Origin of the sequence: Streptomyces sp. R302 (genome assembly GCF_012927245.1) — a bacterium.
In the GTDB taxonomy this organism is placed as follows: domain Bacteria; phylum Actinomycetota; class Actinomycetes; order Streptomycetales; family Streptomycetaceae; genus Streptomyces.
In genome coordinates, this window is sequence record NZ_JABBGE010000008.1 from 351,557 (window position 1) to 369,242 (window position 17,686).

18 protein-coding genes are annotated in these 17,686 nt (G+C 73.9%); 16 read left to right on the forward strand and 2 right to left on the reverse strand.

Features of this window, described 5'->3' with window-relative positions; translation table 11 throughout:
• Window positions 1-58: 58 nt before the first annotated feature.
• Complete coding sequence (locus tag HHL19_RS25830; RefSeq protein ID WP_169092728.1) at window positions 59-577, reverse strand: hypothetical protein; 519 nt, start codon at window positions 575-577, stop codon at window positions 59-61.
• 345 nt (window positions 578-922) lie between these two features.
• Here HHL19_RS25830 and fmt point away from each other — a divergent pair, with 345 nt between their 5' ends.
• The 12 genes from fmt to HHL19_RS25890 all read left to right on the forward strand — a co-directional run bounded on the left by fmt (window position 923) and on the right by HHL19_RS25890 (window position 11,544).
• Window positions 923-1,855, forward strand: a complete 933-nt coding sequence (gene fmt / locus HHL19_RS25835) for a methionyl-tRNA formyltransferase (protein ID WP_169092729.1) — start codon at window positions 923-925, stop codon at window positions 1,853-1,855.
• Window positions 1,852-2,190: a hypothetical protein gene (locus tag HHL19_RS25840; RefSeq protein ID WP_169092730.1), complete on the forward strand. Its 339-nt coding sequence runs from the start codon at window positions 1,852-1,854 to the stop codon at window positions 2,188-2,190. The genes fmt and HHL19_RS25840 overlap by 4 nt, the downstream gene beginning before the upstream one ends.
• A gap of 58 nt (window positions 2,191-2,248) precedes the next feature.
• A complete protein-coding gene (locus HHL19_RS25845; RefSeq protein WP_169092731.1) occupies window positions 2,249-3,661 on the forward strand; it encodes a transcription antitermination factor NusB in 1,413 nt (470 codons plus the stop codon).
• A 118-nt stretch (window positions 3,662-3,779) separates the two neighbouring features.
• Window positions 3,780-4,463: a ribulose-phosphate 3-epimerase gene (gene rpe / locus HHL19_RS25850; protein ID WP_169092732.1), complete on the forward strand. Its 684-nt coding sequence runs from the start codon at window positions 3,780-3,782 to the stop codon at window positions 4,461-4,463.
• A gap of 121 nt (window positions 4,464-4,584) precedes the next feature.
• Window positions 4,585-5,649, forward strand: coding sequence for a sugar-binding domain-containing protein (locus HHL19_RS25855; RefSeq protein ID WP_169092733.1), 1,065 nt, complete (start codon window positions 4,585-4,587; stop codon window positions 5,647-5,649).
• 120 nt (window positions 5,650-5,769) lie between these two features.
• Complete coding sequence (locus HHL19_RS25860; protein WP_169092734.1) at window positions 5,770-6,207, forward strand: ribonuclease domain-containing protein; 438 nt, start codon at window positions 5,770-5,772, stop codon at window positions 6,205-6,207.
• Entirely contained in the window at window positions 6,194-6,499 is a 306-nt protein-coding gene (locus HHL19_RS25865) for a barstar family protein (RefSeq protein WP_169092735.1), read from the forward strand. Before HHL19_RS25860 ends, HHL19_RS25865 begins: the two co-directional genes overlap by 14 nt.
• Before the next feature lie 149 nt (window positions 6,500-6,648).
• On the forward strand, window positions 6,649-7,329 hold the full coding sequence (locus HHL19_RS25870) for a DUF998 domain-containing protein (protein WP_169092736.1): 681 nt from the start codon (window positions 6,649-6,651) through the stop codon (window positions 7,327-7,329).
• 47 nt (window positions 7,330-7,376) lie between these two features.
• Window positions 7,377-8,738 (forward strand): histidine kinase, encoded by a 1,362-nt coding sequence (locus tag HHL19_RS25875; protein ID WP_169092737.1) that lies wholly within the window; start codon window positions 7,377-7,379, stop codon window positions 8,736-8,738.
• Window positions 8,739-8,743: 5 nt separating this feature from the next.
• Complete coding sequence (locus HHL19_RS25880) at window positions 8,744-9,427, forward strand: response regulator transcription factor (protein ID WP_169092738.1); 684 nt, start codon at window positions 8,744-8,746, stop codon at window positions 9,425-9,427.
• A 156-nt stretch (window positions 9,428-9,583) separates the two neighbouring features.
• On the forward strand, window positions 9,584-11,026 hold the full coding sequence (locus HHL19_RS25885; RefSeq protein ID WP_346768485.1) for a GuaB1 family IMP dehydrogenase-related protein: 1,443 nt from the start codon (window positions 9,584-9,586) through the stop codon (window positions 11,024-11,026).
• 86 nt (window positions 11,027-11,112) lie between these two features.
• Window positions 11,113-11,544, forward strand: a complete 432-nt coding sequence (locus tag HHL19_RS25890; protein WP_169092740.1) for a hypothetical protein — start codon at window positions 11,113-11,115, stop codon at window positions 11,542-11,544.
• On the opposite strand, the gene HHL19_RS25895 is transcribed toward HHL19_RS25890, so the two are convergent.
• Window positions 11,510-12,544 carry a GDSL-type esterase/lipase family protein gene (locus HHL19_RS25895; RefSeq protein WP_346768486.1) on the reverse strand — a complete coding sequence of 345 codons (1,035 nt, stop codon included), beginning with the start codon at window positions 12,542-12,544 and terminating at the stop codon, window positions 11,510-11,512. The two genes, HHL19_RS25890 and HHL19_RS25895, sit on opposite strands and share 35 nt — an antisense overlap.
• Window positions 12,545-12,877: 333 nt before the next feature.
• Here HHL19_RS25895 and HHL19_RS25900 point away from each other — a divergent pair, with 333 nt between their 5' ends.
• From HHL19_RS25900 to HHL19_RS25915, 4 genes are all read left to right on the forward strand, one after another.
• A complete protein-coding gene (locus tag HHL19_RS25900) occupies window positions 12,878-14,365 on the forward strand; it encodes an amino acid permease (protein ID WP_169092742.1) in 1,488 nt (495 codons plus the stop codon).
• A 10-nt stretch (window positions 14,366-14,375) separates the two neighbouring features.
• Window positions 14,376-14,831: an Lrp/AsnC family transcriptional regulator gene (locus HHL19_RS25905; protein ID WP_043223665.1), complete on the forward strand. Its 456-nt coding sequence runs from the start codon at window positions 14,376-14,378 to the stop codon at window positions 14,829-14,831.
• A 276-nt stretch (window positions 14,832-15,107) separates the two neighbouring features.
• Complete coding sequence (locus tag HHL19_RS25910) at window positions 15,108-15,914, forward strand: carbon-nitrogen hydrolase family protein (RefSeq protein ID WP_169092743.1); 807 nt, start codon at window positions 15,108-15,110, stop codon at window positions 15,912-15,914.
• Window positions 15,915-15,977: 63 nt separating this feature from the next.
• On the forward strand, window positions 15,978-17,678 hold the full coding sequence (locus HHL19_RS25915; protein WP_169092744.1) for an NAD(P)/FAD-dependent oxidoreductase: 1,701 nt from the start codon (window positions 15,978-15,980) through the stop codon (window positions 17,676-17,678).
• The last annotated feature ends 8 nt before the right edge of the window (window positions 17,679-17,686 follow it).

The window sequence follows — 17,686 nt, forward strand, 5'->3', positions numbered from 1 at the left end:
GACGACGGCCGCCGCCCTCTTCGGCAGGGTGCGGCGGCCGGTCGTCGGCTCCGCGCGGTCAGCCGTTGCGCGGGCTGGGGAAGGCGGGGGAGCGGGGCTCCTCGCGGAGGGCGGCGCTGCCCGAGGTGGGCTGCGGCGGCATGCTGCGGGCGGCGGGCACCGACGGCAGGGTGCGGGTCACGCCCGGCTCGGCGCCGTGCTGCTCCGGCTCCACCGCGGGCTGCTGGGGCGCCCGGCGGGCACCGTAACGGCGGTGGACGGCCTGCTTGGTGACACCCAGCGCGGAACCGACGGCGTCCCAGGAGAACCCGAGGGAGCGGTCGAACTCGACGGCCGCGGTCACCAGGGTCTCGACGCTGTCGCGGAGCTCCTGGGCGAGCCGAACGGTGGGGGCGGGGGCGCGGCCGTAGACGACGAAGCCCGTGGACGGGCCGGAGCGGCGAGGGCGGTAGACATTGCCCAGCTGGGCCGTGAGCGTGCGCAGTGCGTCCACCTGCCGCCGGACCCGCTCGATGTCCCGCACCAACAGGTGCAGACTCGCCCGGGCTTGGGCGTCGTGGGTTGCGTGGTCGGCCATGTGAAAGCCTCTCGAACCGGCGATGGAAGGGCGGGCGGCCGCAGGGGGACGGCAGCCCGATTCGGTCAATCTCTCTTGACCAACGCGCCACCGGGGCTTGGGTCACGCTGCGGGGGCGTACACGCATATGCGCAGGGCGCTCACCGTCGCGCACGCCCCCTCCCTCCGCGCGCCGCCGTGCCCGTCCTCCCCGCCGTGCCCTCCCGGCCGTGCCTCCCCGCCGCGTCTTCCCCGCCGCGCCCTCCCCGGTCGGGGCCGTCTCGTCCCCCCGGGCCCGCGTCGGAGACAGCGCCTAGACTGGTGCGTCGCTCGCAACGCCCCCGGACAGACAGGCAGTCGCCACCCATGAAGCTGGTCTTCGCAGGCACCCCCGAGGTCGCCGTTCCCGCCCTGGACGCTCTGCTCGCCTCGGGCCGGCACGAGGTGGCGGCCGTGGTCACCCGGCCGGACGCGCCCGCGGGGCGCGGGCGGCGGCTCGTGGCCAGTCCGGTCGCGCAGCGGGCCGAGGAGGAGGGCATCGAGATCCTGCGGCCGGCCCACCCGCGCGACGAGGACTTCCTCGCCCGGCTGCGCGAGATCGCCCCCGACTGCTGCCCGGTCGTCGCCTACGGCGCGCTGCTGCCGCAGAAGGCCCTCGACATCCCGGCGCACGGCTGGGTCAACCTGCACTTCTCCCTCCTCCCGGCCTGGCGCGGCGCCGCCCCCGTCCAGCACGCGGTGATGGCGGGCGACGAGGTGACCGGGGCGAGCACCTTCCAGATCGAGAAGGGCCTCGACTCCGGGCCGGTCTACGGCGTGATCACCGAGGAGATCCGCCCCACCGACACCAGCGGCGACCTGCTCACCCGGCTCGCCTTCGCGGGCGCCGGGCTGCTCTCGGCGACCATGGACGGCATCGAGGACGGCACCCTGAAGGCCGTCCCGCAGCCCGCCGACGGCATCACCCTCGCCCCGAAGATCGAGGTCGAGGACGCCCACGTCGACTTCGCCGCGCCCGCCCTCCGGGTCGACCGGGTGATCCGCGGCTGCACCCCGGCCCCCGGCGCCTGGACCCTCTTCCGCGGCGAGCGCCTGAAGCTGATCCAGGCGGCCCCGGTCCCGGACCGTACCGACCTCGCCCCCGGCGAGCTCGCGGTCGGCAAGAACAACGTGTTCGCCGGCACCGGCTCGTACGCCGTCGAGCTGCTCTGGGTCCAGCCGCAGGGCAAGAAGCCCATGAAGGCCGCCGACTGGGCCCGCGGCGTCCGCATCGCCCCGGGCGAGCGCCTGGGCGCGTGACCCCGCTGCCGCTTCCCGAGGGGCCGTGGGACGCCTGGGAGCCGCGCCGCTTCGACGGCAGCCGGCTCACCCTGGTCGCCGGGTACGACCTCACGCACCACCACGGCCTGGAGGCGGAGCTCGTGGACGTCTCGTACGTCCGGTGCCCGACGGGCTTCATGGACCCCGTCTTCCGCGAGCCCACGGCGGTGGAACGGGCCGAGGTCGTCCGGAGCACCGGCGAGGAGCCGCCGGTGCTCCTCGCCTTCGAGGCGGACGGCGGCGGCACCGCGCCCGTCCCCTGCCTGATCGCCGCCGAGGACTGGACGATCCGCCAGGGGCGTTTTCCCCGGTAGCGGCGCGCGGACGTAGGCTGGGTGGGTTCGACCCCTCATTTCGTCACGCGGAGCACCTTTGAGCGAGCAGGCACGTCGCCGTCCCCCCAAGCCCCACCGCCGGCCCAAGAAGGATCCCGTGCGGATGCTCGCCTTCGAGGTGCTCCGGGCGGTCGACGAGCGGGACGCGTACGCCAACCTCGTGCTGCCCCCGCTGCTGCGCAAGGCGCGGGAGAAGGAGGGCTTCGAGGCGCGGGACGCGGCCCTCGCGACCGAGCTGGTCTACGGGACGCTGCGCCGGCAGGGCACGTACGACGCGATCATCGCGGCCTGCGTCGACCGGCCGCTGCGCGAGGTCGACCCGCCGGTCCTGGACGTGCTGTCGCTCGGCGCGCACCAGCTGCTCGGGACCCGGATCCCGCCGCACGCCGCCGTCTCCGCCACCGTCGAGCTGGCCCGCGCGGTGCTCGGCGAGGGCCGCGCCAAGTTCGTCAACGCCGTGCTGCGGAAGATCACGCGGCAGGACCTCGACGCCTGGCTGGCCGAGGTCGCCCCGCCGTACGAGAAGGACGCCGAGGACCACCTCGCCGTCGTGCACTCCCACCCCCGCTGGGTGGTCTCCGCGCTCTGGGACGCGCTCGGCGGCGGCCGGGCCGGCATCGAGGCGCTCCTGGAGGCCGACAACGAGCGGCCCGAGGTCACCCTCGTCGCCCGCCCCGGCCGGTCCACCGTCGAGGAGCTGGCCGGGGCCGCGGAGACCGAGCCGGGCCGCTGGTCCCCCTACGCCCTGCGGCTCACCGAGGGCGGCGAGCCCGGTGCCCTGGAGGCCGTCCGGGACGGCCGGGCCGGCGTCCAGGACGAGGGCAGCCAGCTCGTCGCGATCGCGCTGGCCAACGCGCCCTTGGAGGGCCCCGACACGCGCTGGCTCGACGGCTGCGCGGGCCCCGGCGGCAAGGCCGCCCTGCTCGGCGCGCTGGCCGCCGAGCGCGGCGCCGCCCTGCTCGCCTCCGAGAAGCAGCCGCACCGCGCCCGGCTCGTCGAGCGCGCCCTCGCCGGCAACCCCGGCCCGTACCAGGTCATCGCAGCCGACGGCACCCGCCCGCCGTGGCGCGAGGGCTCCTTCGACCGGGTCCTCGTCGACGTGCCCTGCTCCGGGCTCGGCGCCCTGCGCCGCCGCCCGGAGGCCCGCTGGCGCCGCCGCCCCGAGGACCTCGACGGCTTCGCGCCGCTCCAGCGCGGGCTGCTCACCGAGGCGCTCAGGGCCGTCCGCGTCGGCGGAGTCGTCGGGTACGCGACCTGCTCGCCGCACCTCGCCGAGACCCGGGTCGTCGTGGACGACGTGCTGAAGAAGCTCGGGGGCGCCGAGCTGATCGACGCCCGGCCGCTCTTCCCCGGTGTCGAGCGGCTCGGAGACGGTCCCGACGTCCAGCTGTGGCCGCATCTGCACGGTACGGACGCCATGTACCTGGCGCTGATCCGCCGGACGGTCTGACGGTTTCCACCGGACGACCTGACGGTTTGCGCTGGTCTGTACCAGTACGTCCGGTGTCGGCGGGGCCGCTCAACGGTTCGCGGCAAAGAAGTCCCCAAGAACGTGGCAGGCTTGGCTCATGGCGCAGATCAATCCCAGCATCCTCTCCGCAGACTTCGCCCGCCTCGCGGACGAGGCCAAGGCCGTCGACGGGGCCGACTGGCTGCACGTCGACGTCATGGACAACCACTTCGTGCCCAACCTGACGCTGGGCGTGCCGATCGTCGAGTCGCTCAGCCGGGCGACCGACATCCCCCTCGACTGTCATCTGATGATCGAGGACCCGGACCGCTGGGCGCCGCAGTACGTCGAAGCCGGCGCCGGCTCCGTGACCTTCCACGTCGAGGCGGCCGCCGCGCCGGTCCGGCTCGCCCGGGAGATCCGCGCCAAGGGCGCCAGGGCCTCCATGGCGCTCAAGCCGGCCACCCCCATCGAGCCCTTCGAGGACCTGCTCCCCGAGCTCGACATGCTGCTCATCATGACCGTCGAGCCCGGCTTCGGCGGCCAGGCCTTCCTCGACATCATGCTGCCCAAGATCCGCCGCACCCGTGAGCTGATCTCCAAGCACGGCCTGGAAATGTGGCTCCAGGTCGACGGCGGGGTCTCCGAGGCGACCATCGAGCGCTGCGCCGAGGCGGGCGCCGACGTCTTCGTGGCCGGCTCGGCGGTCTACGGCGCGGCCGATCCGGCCGCCGCGGTGGCCGCGCTGCGGGCCAGGGCGGACGCCGCCACGGCCGGTGCCGCCTGGGCATGTGGCCACTGAGCCTCCGGCTGGTGAACGCGGTCCGACGGGCCGCCGACAGGACTGATCAAGGCTCGCCGTTTCTGACAGGATGAACAGCGGGTCCAGAGTGTGAACGAACACGGATCGTGGACAGCGGTGCGTGAACAGCAGTGAGGAGATCGCGGTGGCGGGAATGTCGGCGGGACGGTCGGCCCTGCGGATGGGCCCCGCGGAGCTGGTGCAGGCGGCGGCCATGGCGCGCCGCTTCTACCTGGAGGGGAAGTCCAAGATCCAGATCGCCGAGGAGTTCGGCGTGAGCCGCTTCAAGGTGGCCCGGGTCCTGGAGACCGCTCTGGAGCGGGATCTCGTACGCATCGAGATCCGGGTACCGGCCGAGCTGGACGCCGAACGTTCCGACGCGCTGCGCGCCCGTTACGGGCTCCGCCACGCCGTCGTCGTCGAGTCCCCGGCCGAGGACGACGAGTCGCCCGACCCGGAGAACCTCGGGGAGGTCGCCGCCGACCTCCTCGGCGAGCTCGTCACCGAGGGCGACGTCCTCGGCCTGGCCTGGGGCCGCTCGACCATCCACATGGCGGCCGCCCTCGACCGGCTGCCCCCGTGCACGGTCGTCCAGCTCACCGGCGTGTACGACGCGGGGACCGCCGAGCGCGGCTCGGTCGAGGCGGTCCGGCGCGCCGCCCAGGTCTCCGGCGGCGAGGCCCACCCCATCTACGCGCCCATGCTGCTGCCCGACCCGGCCACCGCCGCCGCGCTGCGCAACCAGACCGGCATCGCCCGCGCCTTCGAGTACTTCGACAAGGTCACCGTCGCCTGCGTCTCCATCGGCTCCTGGGAGCCGGGCATCTCGACCGTCCACGACATGCTCACCGAGGAGGAGCGCGCCCACTACGCCACCCTCGGCGTGGCCGCCGAGATGTCCGCGCACCTCTTCGACTCCGAGGGCCGCCGGGTCGGCCGCGACCTCGGCGAGCGGTGCATCACCGTCGAGGCGGACCGGCTGCGCCGGATCCCCGAGGTCGTCGCCATCGCGGGCGGCCAGCGCAAGGCGGCGGCGATCGGCGCGGTGCTCCGCTCCGGCCTCGTCACCAGCCTCGTCACCGACCGCTCGGCCGCCGACTACCTGCTCACCGAGTTCAGCCCGGGCCCGCGCCCGGCCCTCGACCGCAAGGACCCGGACACGGGCACGGGCACCGAGGGCCGCTGAGCCCGGCAGCCACACCGGAGGGCGCCGACCGAGGGCACGGTCGGCGCCCTCCGGCGTACCCGGACGTGTCCCCGGGCGCGTCCCCGGGCCGGACCGGGCGGCCGGTGACAGCATCGGGGCATGATCGCTCGCTGCCTCCGGCCGGGGCTCGCCGTCCTGGCCGGGCTGACCCTGCTCCTCACCGGCTGCTCCTCCGGGACCGCCACGCCGACCGCCACCGCGGCCCCGTCCCGTACCGCCGCGACGGTGGCCTCCGCGCCCGTCTCGGACCTCCCCACCGTCCGGGAGTCGGAGCTGCCGCCCGAGGCGCGCCGGACCCTCGCGCTGATCCGGGCCGGCGGACCCTTCCCGTACGGCAAGGACGGCAGCGTCTTCTCGAACTTCGAGCGGATCCTGCCGCCGAGGAAGCGCGGCTACTACCACGAGTACACCGTCCGCACCCCCGGCGAACGCGACCGGGGCGCGCGCCGGATCGTCACCGGCGGGGACGGCGAGCGGTACTACACCGACGACCACTACGAGAGCTTCCGGGAGGTGGTCGGCGATGAGGCTCGATGACCCCGTCGTCCTCGATCTGCGCGGCGTCACCGACAAGGCGGGCTTCATGGACCGCTGCGCGGACGCGTTCGGCCTGCCGGACTGGTTCGGCCGCAACTGGGACGCGCTGGCGGAGAGCCTCGGCGACCTGCCCCGGCCCGTCGCCGTCGTGGTGACCCACTGGCAGGCCTACGCGCGGCGCGCCCCGCGCGACTGGGACCTCGCCCAGGAGGTGTTCGCGACGGCCGTCGAGGAGTCCGGCGAGCGGCTCTCGGTGCTGGTCGCCCTGGGAGGGGACGGGGCGGAGGAGTGAGGCCCGGCGCGTACACCGTGGGGAGTACGGCGTGCGCCGGGGGAGTACGCCGGGATGTCGGCGGACGGGGGACGCGGGTGGGGCGGCCGGATTCCTAGCGTGAGGGGCGTCGGGCGGAAGCGCCGCCCCTCACCGTCCGGAGGCTCCTCGTGCAGACTCGTTCACCGTCCTCCCCGTCCTCCTCCTCTCCGCACTCCCCGTCCTCCCCGTCCTCCTCCTCGCTCGTCGTCGCCGGGGTCGGTGCCGCCGTGGCCGGGATCGCCGCCGCCGACCTGCTGAACCCGGGGTACAGCCCGGTCACCGAGGTGATCAGCCGGTACGTCAACGGGACCGCCGGCTGGCTGATCACCGCCGCCCTGCTGGTGATCGCCGGGGTCTCCGGTCTCCTCCTTGCCCTGCTGCGGCGCGCCGGGGCGCCCCGGGCCGGACGGTGGGCGGTGGGGGTGTGGACCCTCGGCGTCCTGGTCGCCGGGGTCTTCCCCGCCGACCCGCCCGGGCAGTGGGGCCGGCCCTCCGCCTCGGACCTCGTCCACGGCACCGCCGCCGCCCCCGCCTTCCTGGCCCTGCCCGTGGCCGCGCTGGTGCTGCACCGGTGGCTGGCCCGGCGCCGGCCGGGCGCCGCCCTGGCGCTGCGGGCCGTGCTCGTCACCTCGGTCGTCTCGACCGGCGTGCTCCTTGTCTGCCTGGTGGACGTGATGGACGGGCCCTCGCTCGGCACCGCCGCCGTGCCCACCGTGGTCGGGCTCGTCGAGCGCATCGCCTTCGGCACCGCCCTGGTCTGGGTGGCGCTCGCCGCCGTCGCCGCCGCGCGCCCGCAGGAGCGCGCGTGAGGCCCGAACGGCCCTGGTCGCGGGCGGACGTTGGGCAGAATGAGCCGGTGAGCGAAGAGCGTGGCGCGGGCGAGCGGAGTGGTGGGGCGGGGACCGTCGGGGGACCGGCGGGCGCGGGGGCCGCGGGGGCCGTACGGGGCGCCGCGGCCGCCGTGACGGCGGTCGCCGTGGTCACCGCCGAGGCCCTGGCGGGAGACGGCCCGCTCCTGGCCGGCGCGGTGCCGTACGCCCTCGGGCTCGCCGTGCTGGTCCTCGCGGCCGGCCGGTGGCCGCGCGCGGCCCTCCTGGCGAGCGTCCAGACCGTCATCGCCTTCCGTGGCGCCGGGATGTCGGACGTGGGCTGGATCTGGCCCGCCTCCGCCGCGTACTTCCTCGTGGCGGCCGGAGACGGAGCCGCACCGGACGCGGCGGGGAAGCGGCTCGGCCCGCTGCTGCGGCGGGTGCCGCGCGGGCTCGCCTTCGCCGTCGCCGTCGGGGTCCTCCAGGTCGCCTTCGCGGCGAACTGGGAGCGGTACGTCGCCGGGCTCGGCGGCCGGGGGGTCGTCGCCGAGCTCGGCGCGGAGACCCTCTGGCTCGCCCTCGTCCTGGCCGCCGCGACTGCCTGGCGCAACGGCCGCAACTGGCGCCGCGAGGAGGCGGCCGGACGGGAACGCGCCGCCCGGGAGCGGGCGGCGGAGGCCCGGCGGCGGGCCGAGGCGGAGCGGCTCCGGATCGCCCGCGAGCTGCACGACGTGGTCGCGCACACCCTGACCGTCGTCGGCGTGCAGCTGCGGGTGGCCGTCGAGGCCCTCGACGACGAGCCGGCGGAGGCGCGGGCCGCGCTGCGGACCGCGCAGGAGGTCCGCGCGACCGCCGTCACCGACCTCCGCGCGCTCATCGGCGTCCTGCGCGACCCCGGGGAGGACCCGGGCGCCATGGAACTCGCCCCCGGGCGGGGACTCGACGGCCTCGGCGACCTGGTGGAGGGCGTACGGGCCGCCGGATTCCGGGCGGCCGTCGAGACCGAGGGCGACCCGGCCGGTGTCCCGGCGCCCGTCGCGCTCGCCGTCTACCGGATCGTCCAGGAGTCGCTGACCAACGCGGTGCGGCACTCCGGCGGCACCCGCGTCGACGTCCGGCTGCGGTACGGCTCCGAGGCCGTACGCGTCGAGATCGCCGACGACGGCACGGGCGCGGGGGCCGTCGGTACGGGTACGGGCGCAGGCGCAGGCGCAGGCGCAGGCGCCGGGGACGGGGCTCGGGTCGGGGTCGGGGCTGAAGGGGCCGCGGGCGAACGGGGCCCGGGCGGTGGCGGGCACGGGGTCGCCGGGATGCGGGAGCGGGTCTCCGTCCTCGGCGGCGAGTTCGCCTCCGGGCCGGGCGAGCACGGCGGACACACCGTCCGGGCCGTGATTCCTGTGCCAAGCTGACGATCATGACGATCTCGGTACTGCTCGCCGACGACCAGGCCCTCGTCCGGGCCGGCTTCCGCAGCCTGCTCCGGCGGACCCGCGACATCGAGGTGGTCGGCGAGGCCGCCACCGGCGACGAGGCGCTGCGCGCCGTCCGGGAGCTCCGCCCCGACGTCGTCCTGATGGACATCCGGATGCCCGGGACGGACGGGCTGACCGCCACCGAGACCCTCACCAAGGACCCGGAACTCGCCGGCACCAGGGTGATCGTGCTGACCACCTTCGAGACCGACGAGTACGTCTTCGCGGCGCTGCGCGCGGGCGCCGGCGGCTTCCTCACCAAGGAGATCGAACCGGACGACCTGCGCCAGGCGATCCGGGCGGTCGCCGCGGGCGACGCCCTGCTCTCGCCGAGCGCGACCCGCCGGGTCGTCGCGGAGTTCGCCCACCGCGCGCCCGCCGCCACCGTCGCCGCGGAGCGGCTCACCGCGCTCACCGCACGCGAGCGCGAGGTGGTCGCCCTGGTCGCGGCCGGGCTCTCCAACGACCGGATCGCCCAACGGCTGGTGATCTCACCGCTGACGGCCAAGACCCACGTCACCCGGGCGATCACCAAGCTGGGCGTGCGCGACCGCGTCCAGCTCGTCGTCCTCGCGTACGAGACGGGGCTGATCCGCCCCGGCCACACCGCGGAGAGCGGCGGCTGACCGAAAGTGTTCGGGTGATCCTCCGAAAGGGCGGTCGTGAGGCTCGGAGGATTCGCCCGGGGCTGGTATCCGTACCGGCGTGGGACAATGAACTACGTGCTTTTTCCCCTGGCTGAAATGCCTAGGGGCCGATCCGAACGACTGGGATGTCAGCACGTGCGTTTCCTCAATGACGTCAAGCCGCCGTACGACCTCACGTACGACGATGTGTTCATGGTGCCGAGCCGGTCGGCCGTCGGCTCCCGACAGGCCGTGGACCTCTCCGCGCCGGACGGGACCGGTACGACGATCCCGCTGGTCGTCGCCAACATGACCGCGATCGCCGGCCGCCGCATGGCCGAGACGGTCGCCCGCCGGGGCGGCATCGTCGTCATCCCCCAGGACATCCCGATCGAGGTCGTCACCGAGGTCGTCTCCTGGGTGAAGGGCCGCCACCTGGTCCTCGACACCCCCATCGTCCTGGAGCCGCACCAGACCGTCGCCGACGCGCTCGCGCTGCTGCCCAAGCGGGCGCACGAGGCCGGCGTCGTCGTCGACGAGCACCGCCGCCCCGTCGGCGTCGTCACCGACGCCGACCTCACCGGCGTCGACCGCTTCACGCAGCTCTCCGAGGTCATGTCCAAGGACCTCCTGCTGATCGACGCGGACATCGACCCCCGCGAGGCCTTCAACACCCTCGACGGCGCCAACCGCCGCTACGCCCCCGCCGTCGACGCGGACGGCAAGCTGGCCGGCATCCTCACCCGCAAGGGCGCCCTGCGCGCCACCCTGTACACCCCGGCCGTCGACGCGGACGGCAAGCTGCGGATCGCCGCGGCCGTCGGCATCAACGGCGACGTGGCCGGCAAGGCCAAGCTGCTGCTCGACGCGGGCGTCGACACGCTCGTCATCGACACCGCCCACGGGCACCAGGAGTCGATGATCTCCGCGATCAGGACCGTGCGGGCGCTCGACCCGCGGGTCCCGATCGTCGCGGGCAACATCGTCTCCGCCGAGGGCGTCAAGGACCTCGTCGAGGCCGGCGCGGACATCATCAAGGTCGGCGTGGGCCCCGGTGCCATGTGCACCACCCGCATGATGACCGGTGTCGGCCGCCCGCAGTTCTCGGCCGTCCTGGAGTGCGCCGCCGAGGCGAAGAAGTACGGCAAGCACGTCTGGGCCGACGGTGGCGTCCGTCACCCGCGCGACGTCGCCATGGCGCTCGCCGCCGGCGCGTCCAACGTGATGATCGGCTCCTGGTTCGCCGGGACGTACGAGTCCCCCGGCGACCTCCAGCACGACGCGCAGGGCCGCGCCTACAAGGAGTCCTTCGGCATGGCGTCCGCGCGGGCCGTGCGGAACCGGACGTCCGAGGAGTCCTCCTACGACCGGGCGCGCAAGGCGCTCTTCGAGGAGGGCATCTCGACGTCGCGGATGTTCCTCGACCCGGCCCGTCCGGGCGTCGAGGACCTGATCGACTCGATCATCGCGGGCGTGCGGTCGTCCTGCACGTACGCGGGTGCGAGCACGCTGGCCGAGTTCGAGGAGAAGGCCGTCGTCGGCATCCAGTCCGCCGCCGGTTACGCCGAGGGCAAGCCCCTCCACGCGAGCTGGAGCTGACGCTCCCCGCAGCGGCCGGGGCTTCGGGACTTCTCCCGGGACCCCGGCCGTTTGACGTACGTCCCCGGCGGCGGTCTGATCGAACCATGGGCCGCACCAGGGAGGACGGGGGCCGGAGGGGGCAGGGCGTCGCGCTGAAGGCCGCCGCGTGCTGTGCCTGGCTCGCGGGCCTCGGGTTCGGCGTGCCCTGCGTGTACGCGCTCGTCTATTTCGGCCGCCACGGCGAGGTCTGGACCTTCCTCGGTTTCCCCGCGTACGGCGGCGGCCCCTTCGAGCGGATCGGGCTGCGGACGAGCCTGCCGCTGCTCGGCGGGTTCCTCGCGGTCTGCGCGGCGGAGACGGCCACGGGCCGGCTGCTGTGGCTCCGCCGCCCCGCCGCCCGGCCCCTCGCCCTCGCGATCCTGCCCGCGGAGGTGGCCTTCTGGGCCGGCTTCGCGCTCCCGCTCGGCTTCGTCCTGGGCGCCGCCCGCACCGCGCTCGTCCTCATCGGCCGCCCCGGACGCGAGGGGACGGGGTGACGGCACCGCGCGGCACGAAGCCCGCCTCGCGCAGGGCGCGGGCCACCGCCGCGCCCAGCAGGGCGTGGCCCGCGTCGTTGGGGTGCAGCCCGTCCGCGAGGTGGTCCGGGGCCAGCAGGTCGCGGCCCGGGAGGACGGCGAGCCGGCGGTCGCCCGCCGCGGCCAGGTCCCGTACGGCCGCCTCCATGGCCGCCCGCAGCTCGGTGAGCGTGGCGCCCAGGGCGTTGCCGGTGTGCTCCGCCGCCGGACGCAGCACCGGGGAGAGGAGCAGCAGCGGGGTGTCCGGATGCCCGCGGCGTACCAGGGCGAGGAACGCCCGGGTGGTCTCGTAGAGCAGGGGTGCCGAACAGGGCACGGCCGCCCAGCAGTTGGTGCCGAAGGCCAGAGTGATCAGGTCGCCGGGGAGGCGGGCGAGGTGCTCGGCGAGCGGGAGTTCGCCGCGCGCCCCGCCCGCGTACCCGAGGTTCACCGGGTCGAGGCCGAGCAGCCGGCCGGCGGCCGCGGGCCAGGAGTGGGCGGGGCGGGTCGCCCACCAGCCCTCGGTGATCGAGTCGCCGTGGACCAGCCAGCGCGGGCGGCGCGGGGCGGGGGAGAGCGCGCCGCCGACGGCCCGCAGACCGCGTGCCACGGGCGCCTGGCCCTCCGGCAGATGGAGCGTGAACGTGCCGCCGCCGGGCGGGAGCGGGACGCGTACCGTGCCCTCCTCCACGGGCTCCGCGAACACCTCCGCCAGACACCGGGTGCCCCGCCAGAGCGCGAAGCCGTGCCGCAGCGGGCCCAGCGCGTCGCCTGGTGCCGGGAGGGCCGCCCGGTAGCGCAGCAGTACCGCCCTGGTGCCGGGCGCGGCCGTGAACTCCAGGCGCACCCCGATCGGCAGTTCCGCCCGCCGGGCGATGTCCCGGGGCAGCCGTTCCAGGTCGGCCGGGTCGGCCCGGACCGGGCGGTCGCCGTCCCGCCAGGCCGTGCCGCGCAGAAAGGGTTCGGGCTCCAGCCAGCTCACCGACGACCTCCGATCGGAGGGTGCAGCGTCGGGCATGCGGCCCGCGGAGTCAAGGCGCGTGCGCGGGGCGCGGTACGCCCCTGATGTGTCGATTTTTGCGGGGGAGCGCAATGTTTCCCCGTCTGCGCCCCGAGCGCGCAATGATCATCCGGCAGTGCGCAACAACACTGCATTACGGATGCGAACCGTCGCGCCGTAGGGTGGGCCCTCGTACCAGGAGTGGCGGTGACCGCCTGCTCGGCGGTCTCCCCTTCCCCTGTGGGCTTCTCCAGCCTGCCCGGGTACCGCCGCGGTCCCCGCTCCACCGACAGGCAGCGATAAGGAGCCTCCGCAGTGCTGGATCACGGCGCAGCCCCGCCGGTCGTCGACACGACCGCGCCCAAGACCACCGGGCTCTCCGCCCTCACCCGCCGCAAGCCGGTGGAAGCGCTGGTCGCAGAGGGTGGCCAGGGCGAGGGCGGTAGCCTCCGCCGCTCGCTCACGATGTGGCAGCTGACGATGATCAGCATCGGTGCGACGCTCGGCACCGGCATCTTCGTCGTCCTCGGCGAGGCCACTCCGCTGGCCGGCCCCGCGGTGGCGATCTCCTTCGTCATCGCCGGTCTCACCGCCCTCTTCTCGGCGCTCTCCTACGCCGAGCTGGCCGGCTCCATACCGGTCTCGGGCTCCTCCTACTCGTATGCGTACGCAACGATGGGTGAACTCATCGCCTGGGTCTGCGGCTGGTGCCTGGTCCTGGAGTACGGCGTCTCGGTCTCCGCCGTGGCGGTCGGCTGGGGCGAGTACCTCAACGAGCTGCTCGACGGCACCCTCGGGGTGACCATCCCCGAGGCGTTCTCCGCGCCGCTCGGCGAGGGCGGGTTCGTCAACCTCCCGGCCCTCGTCGTGGTGCTCCTCGCGATGGTCTTCCTCATGGGCGGCGCCAAGGAGAGCGCCCGCATCAACACGATCATGGTCGTCGTGAAGATCGTCACGCTGCTGCTCTTCATCGGCATCGGCTTCCTGGGCATCAAGGCGGGCAACTACGCCCCGCTCGCCCCGCTCGGCGTCACCGGCATCAGCGCCGCCGCGGCCACGCTGTTCTTCTCGTACATCGGCTTCGACGCCGCCTCCACGGCCGGCGAGGAGGCCAAGAACCCCAAGCGGGACCTGCCGCGCGCGATCATGCTCTCGCTGGTGATCGTCACCGTGCTGTACTGCCTCGTCGCGCTGGTCGCCGTCGGCGCCATGCCGTGGCAGGACTTCGAGGGCACCGAGGCGGCCCTCGCCCAGATCATGAAGGACGTCACCGGCCAGAGCTTCTGGGGCGTCGTGCTCGCTGCGGGCGCGGTCGTCGCCATCGCCAGCGTCGTCTTCGCGGTCCTCTACGGCCAGACCCGCATCCTCTTCGCGATGTCGCGCGACGGCCTCGTGCCCAAGGTCTTCGCGAAGGTCGACCCGAAGACCGGCGCGCCGCGCGCCAACGTCGTGATCGTCTCGCTCTTCTGCGGAGCCCTCGCCGCGTTCATCCCGCTGGGTGAACTCGCCAACGCGACCAGCATCGGCACGCTCTTCGCCTTCGCCCTGGTCAACGTCGCCGTCGTCATCCTGCGCTACACCCGGCCCGAGATGAACCGCACCTTCAAGGTGATGCTCTTCCCGGTCACGCCGATCCTCGGCTTCCTCTTCTGCGCCTACAACATGTACAGCCTTCCGGCCATCACCTGGCTGTGGTTCGGCGGCTGGATGATCGCGGGGCTCGTGTTCTACTTCCTGTACGGCATGCGCCGCTCCCGACTGGCCAAGGCTCCGGCCCCGGCCGAGGCACCCGCAGAGAAGTGATCCACCCGTAGTGCGACTCAACGACCTCGACGAACGCATCGTCCACGCCCTCGCGGAAGACGCCCGCCGCAGCTATGCCGACATCGGCTCGCTCGTCGGCCTCTCCGCCCCCGCCGTGAAGCGGCGCGTGGACCGGCTCCGGGCCGAGGGCGCCATCACCGGCTTCACCGTACGGGTGGACCCGGCGGCGCTCGGCTGGGAGACGGAGGGCTTCGTCGAGATCTTCTGCCGCCACAACACCTCGCCGGACGACATCCGGCGAGGTCTGGAGCGGTACCCCGAGGTGGTGTCCGCGTCGACCGTCACCGGCGACGCGGACGCCGTCGTCCAGGTCTTCGCCTCCGACATGCGCCACTTCGAGCGCGTCCTGGAGCGCATCGCGGGCGAGCCCTTCGTGGAGCGCACCAAGTCCGTCCTGGTGCTCTCCCCGCTGCTGCGCCGCTTCTCCTCGGGCTCGCCCGCCTGACCGAGCCGCACCGCCGAAGGGGCGCGCACCCGGAACACCCGGGTGCGCGCCCCTTCGGCACGGTCGGGTGCGCGTCCCTCCGACACGCGCCGGAACGCGTACACCCGCCGCTCCGCCGGGGTCGCGCAACGAATCGCCGCCCAGGTCGGACATCGCGCAACGGTTCGACGGTCGGTCCGCAACGGTCCCGTCTTGTCCGGGCCGAGCCCGGAACCGTACCGTTTTGAACGTCTCCCGAGACGTCCCTCCCTCCCCTCCGTCCCCACGAGGATCAGCATGCCCACGGTGCGCACCGCCCTGCTCCAGAGCTCCGGCCGGCTCGGTGACGTCACCGCCAATCTGCGGATCCTCGACGAGGCCGCCGGCCGGGCCGCGGCCGCGGGCGCGGACGTGCTGCTCGCCCCCGAGCTCTTCCTCACCGGCTACGCGATCGGCGCCGACATCGCCCGCCTCGCCGAGCCGTCCGACGGGCCCTCGGCCCGCGCGGTCGCGGAGATCGCCGCCTGCCACGGGCTCGCCGTCGGTTACGGCTATCCGGAGCGGGACACCGAGCGGCACGGCGTGATCTACAACGCGGCCGCGCTCTTCGGCGCCGACGGCGCCCCCCTCGCGCACTACCGCAAGACCCACCTCTTCGGCGACTTCGAGCTGAAGTGGTTCACCCCGGGCGACGAGCCGCTCGTCCAGGCCCGCATCGGCGACCTCACCGTCGGCCTGATGATCTGCTACGACGTCGAGTTCCCCGAGAACGTACGGGCGCAGGCGCTGGCCGGCACGGACCTCCTCCTCGTGCCGACCGCCCTCATGCACCCCGCCGAGATCGTGCCGCTCTCCGTCGTCCCGGTGCGCGCCTTCGAGAGCCAGATGTACATCGCGTACGCCAACCGCGCCGGCGCCGAGGGCGACTTCGAGTTCGTCGGGCTCTCCGTGCTCGCCGGCCCCGACGGCACCGCCCGGGCCCGCGCGGGCCGCGGCGAGGACCTCGTCCTCGGCGACGTCGACCCCGAGGCCCTGGCGGCCTCCCGCGCGGAGAACCCGTACCTCCGCGACCGCAGGCCGGGCCTGTACGGCTCCCTCGTCTGAGCCGCCGCCCGCCCCGCCCCCCTGAACTTCCCGTCCCACCCCCGTGCAAGGAGTCCGTACCCCATGACGTCCACCGTGCCCAACGCCGTCGAGCACGCCGACGAGCAGCAGCCGCCGATCACCATGTTCGGCCCGGACTTCCCGTACGCCTACGACGACTTCCTGGCCCACCCGGCGGGCCTCGGCCAGATACCCGCGACCGAGCACGGCGCCGAGGTCGCGGTCGTCGGCGGCGGCCTGTCCGGCATCATCGCCGCGTACGAGCTGATGAAGATGGGCCTCAAGCCCGTCGTCTACGAGGCCGACCAGATCGGCGGCCGGCTGCGCACGGTGGGCTTCGAGGGCCCGGAGACCGAGGGCCTCACGGCGGAGATGGGCGCCATGCGCTTCCCGCCCTCCTCCACCGCCCTCCAGCACTACATCGACCTGGTCGGCCTGGAGACCACGCCGTTCCCGAACCCGCTGGCCGAGGCCACCCCCTCGACCGTCGTCGACCTCAAGGGCGAGTCGCACTACGCGGAGACCGTCGACGACCTGCCGCAGGTCTACCGCGACGTCGCCGAGGCCTGGAACAAGTGCCTCGACGAGGGCGCCGACTTCTCCGACATGAACCAGGCCATGCGCGAGCGCGACGTCCCGCGCATCCGCGAGATCTGGGCGAAGCTCGTCGAGAAGCTCGACAACCAGACCTTCTACGGCTTCCTCTGCGAGTCCGAGGCCTTCAAGTCCTTCCGGCACCGCGAGATCTTCGGCCAGGTCGGCTTCGGCACCGGCGGCTGGGACACCGACTTCCCCAACTCCATCCTGGAGATCCTCCGGGTCGTCTACACCGAGGCCGACGACCACCACCGCGGCATCGTCGGCGGCTCGCAGCAGCTGCCGCTGCGCCTGTGGGAGCGCGAGCCGGAGAAGATCGTCCACTGGGCGCAGGGCACCTCGCTGGCCTCCCTGCACGAGGGCGGGCAGCCGAAGCCGGCCGTCACCCGGCTGAACCGCACGGCGGGCAACCGGATCACCGTCACCGACGCCTCCGGCGACATCCGCACCTACCAGGCGGCGATCTTCACCGCCCAGTCCTGGATGCTGCTCTCCAAGATCGCCTGCGACGACTCGCTCTTCCCGATCGACCACTGGACGGCGATCGAGCGGACCCACTACATGGAGTCCTCGAAGCTGTTCGTGCCGGTGGACCGGCCGTTCTGGCTGGACAAGGACGAGGAAACCGGGCGGGACGTCATGTCGATGACGCTGACCGACCGGATGACCCGCGGCACGTACCTCCTGGACGACGGCCCGGACAAGCCGGCCACCATCTGCCTCTCGTACACGTGGTGCGACGACAGCCTGAAGTGGCTGCCGCTCTCCGCGAACGAGCGCATGGAGGTCATGCTGAAGTCGCTGGGTGAGATCTACCCGAAGGTCGACATCCGGAAGCACATCATCGGCAACCCGGTGACGGTCTCCTGGGAGAACGAGCCCTACTTCATGGGCGCCTTCAAGGCCAACCTGCCGGGCCACTACCGCTACCAGCGGCGCCTGTTCACCCACTTCATGCAGGACCGCCTCCCCGAGGACAAGCGCGGCATCTTCCTCGCCGGCGACGACATCTCGTGGACGGCCGGCTGGGCCGAGGGCGCGGTGCAGACGGCGCTCAACGCGGTGTGGGGCGTGATGCACCACTTCGGCGGCGCCACCGACGGCACCAACCCGGGCCCGGGCGACGTCTACGACGAGATCGCCCCGGTCGAGCTGCCGGAGGACTGATCCCCGGA

What these genes read in the sequence shown, in the direction of transcription:
- HHL19_RS25915 (WP_169092744.1), top strand. Translation starts at nt 15,978, where the DNA reads ATGACGTCCACCGTGCCCAACGCCGTCGAGCACGCCGACGAGCAGCAG.
- HHL19_RS25865 (WP_169092735.1), top strand. Translation starts at nt 6,194, where the DNA reads ATGAGGCTCGATGACCCCGTCGTCCTCGATCTGCGCGGCGTCACCGAC.
- HHL19_RS25890 (WP_169092740.1), top strand. Translation starts at nt 11,113, where the DNA reads ATGGGCCGCACCAGGGAGGACGGGGGCCGGAGGGGGCAGGGCGTCGCG.
- rpe (WP_169092732.1), top strand. Translation starts at nt 3,780, where the DNA reads ATGGCGCAGATCAATCCCAGCATCCTCTCCGCAGACTTCGCCCGCCTC.
- HHL19_RS25910 (WP_169092743.1), top strand. Translation starts at nt 15,108, where the DNA reads ATGCCCACGGTGCGCACCGCCCTGCTCCAGAGCTCCGGCCGGCTCGGT.
- HHL19_RS25830 (WP_169092728.1), bottom strand. Translation starts at nt 577, where the DNA reads ATGGCCGACCACGCAACCCACGACGCCCAAGCCCGGGCGAGTCTGCAC.
- HHL19_RS25880 (WP_169092738.1), top strand. Translation starts at nt 8,744, where the DNA reads ATGACGATCTCGGTACTGCTCGCCGACGACCAGGCCCTCGTCCGGGCC.
- HHL19_RS25860 (WP_169092734.1), top strand. Translation starts at nt 5,770, where the DNA reads ATGATCGCTCGCTGCCTCCGGCCGGGGCTCGCCGTCCTGGCCGGGCTG.
- fmt (WP_169092729.1), top strand. Translation starts at nt 923, where the DNA reads ATGAAGCTGGTCTTCGCAGGCACCCCCGAGGTCGCCGTTCCCGCCCTG.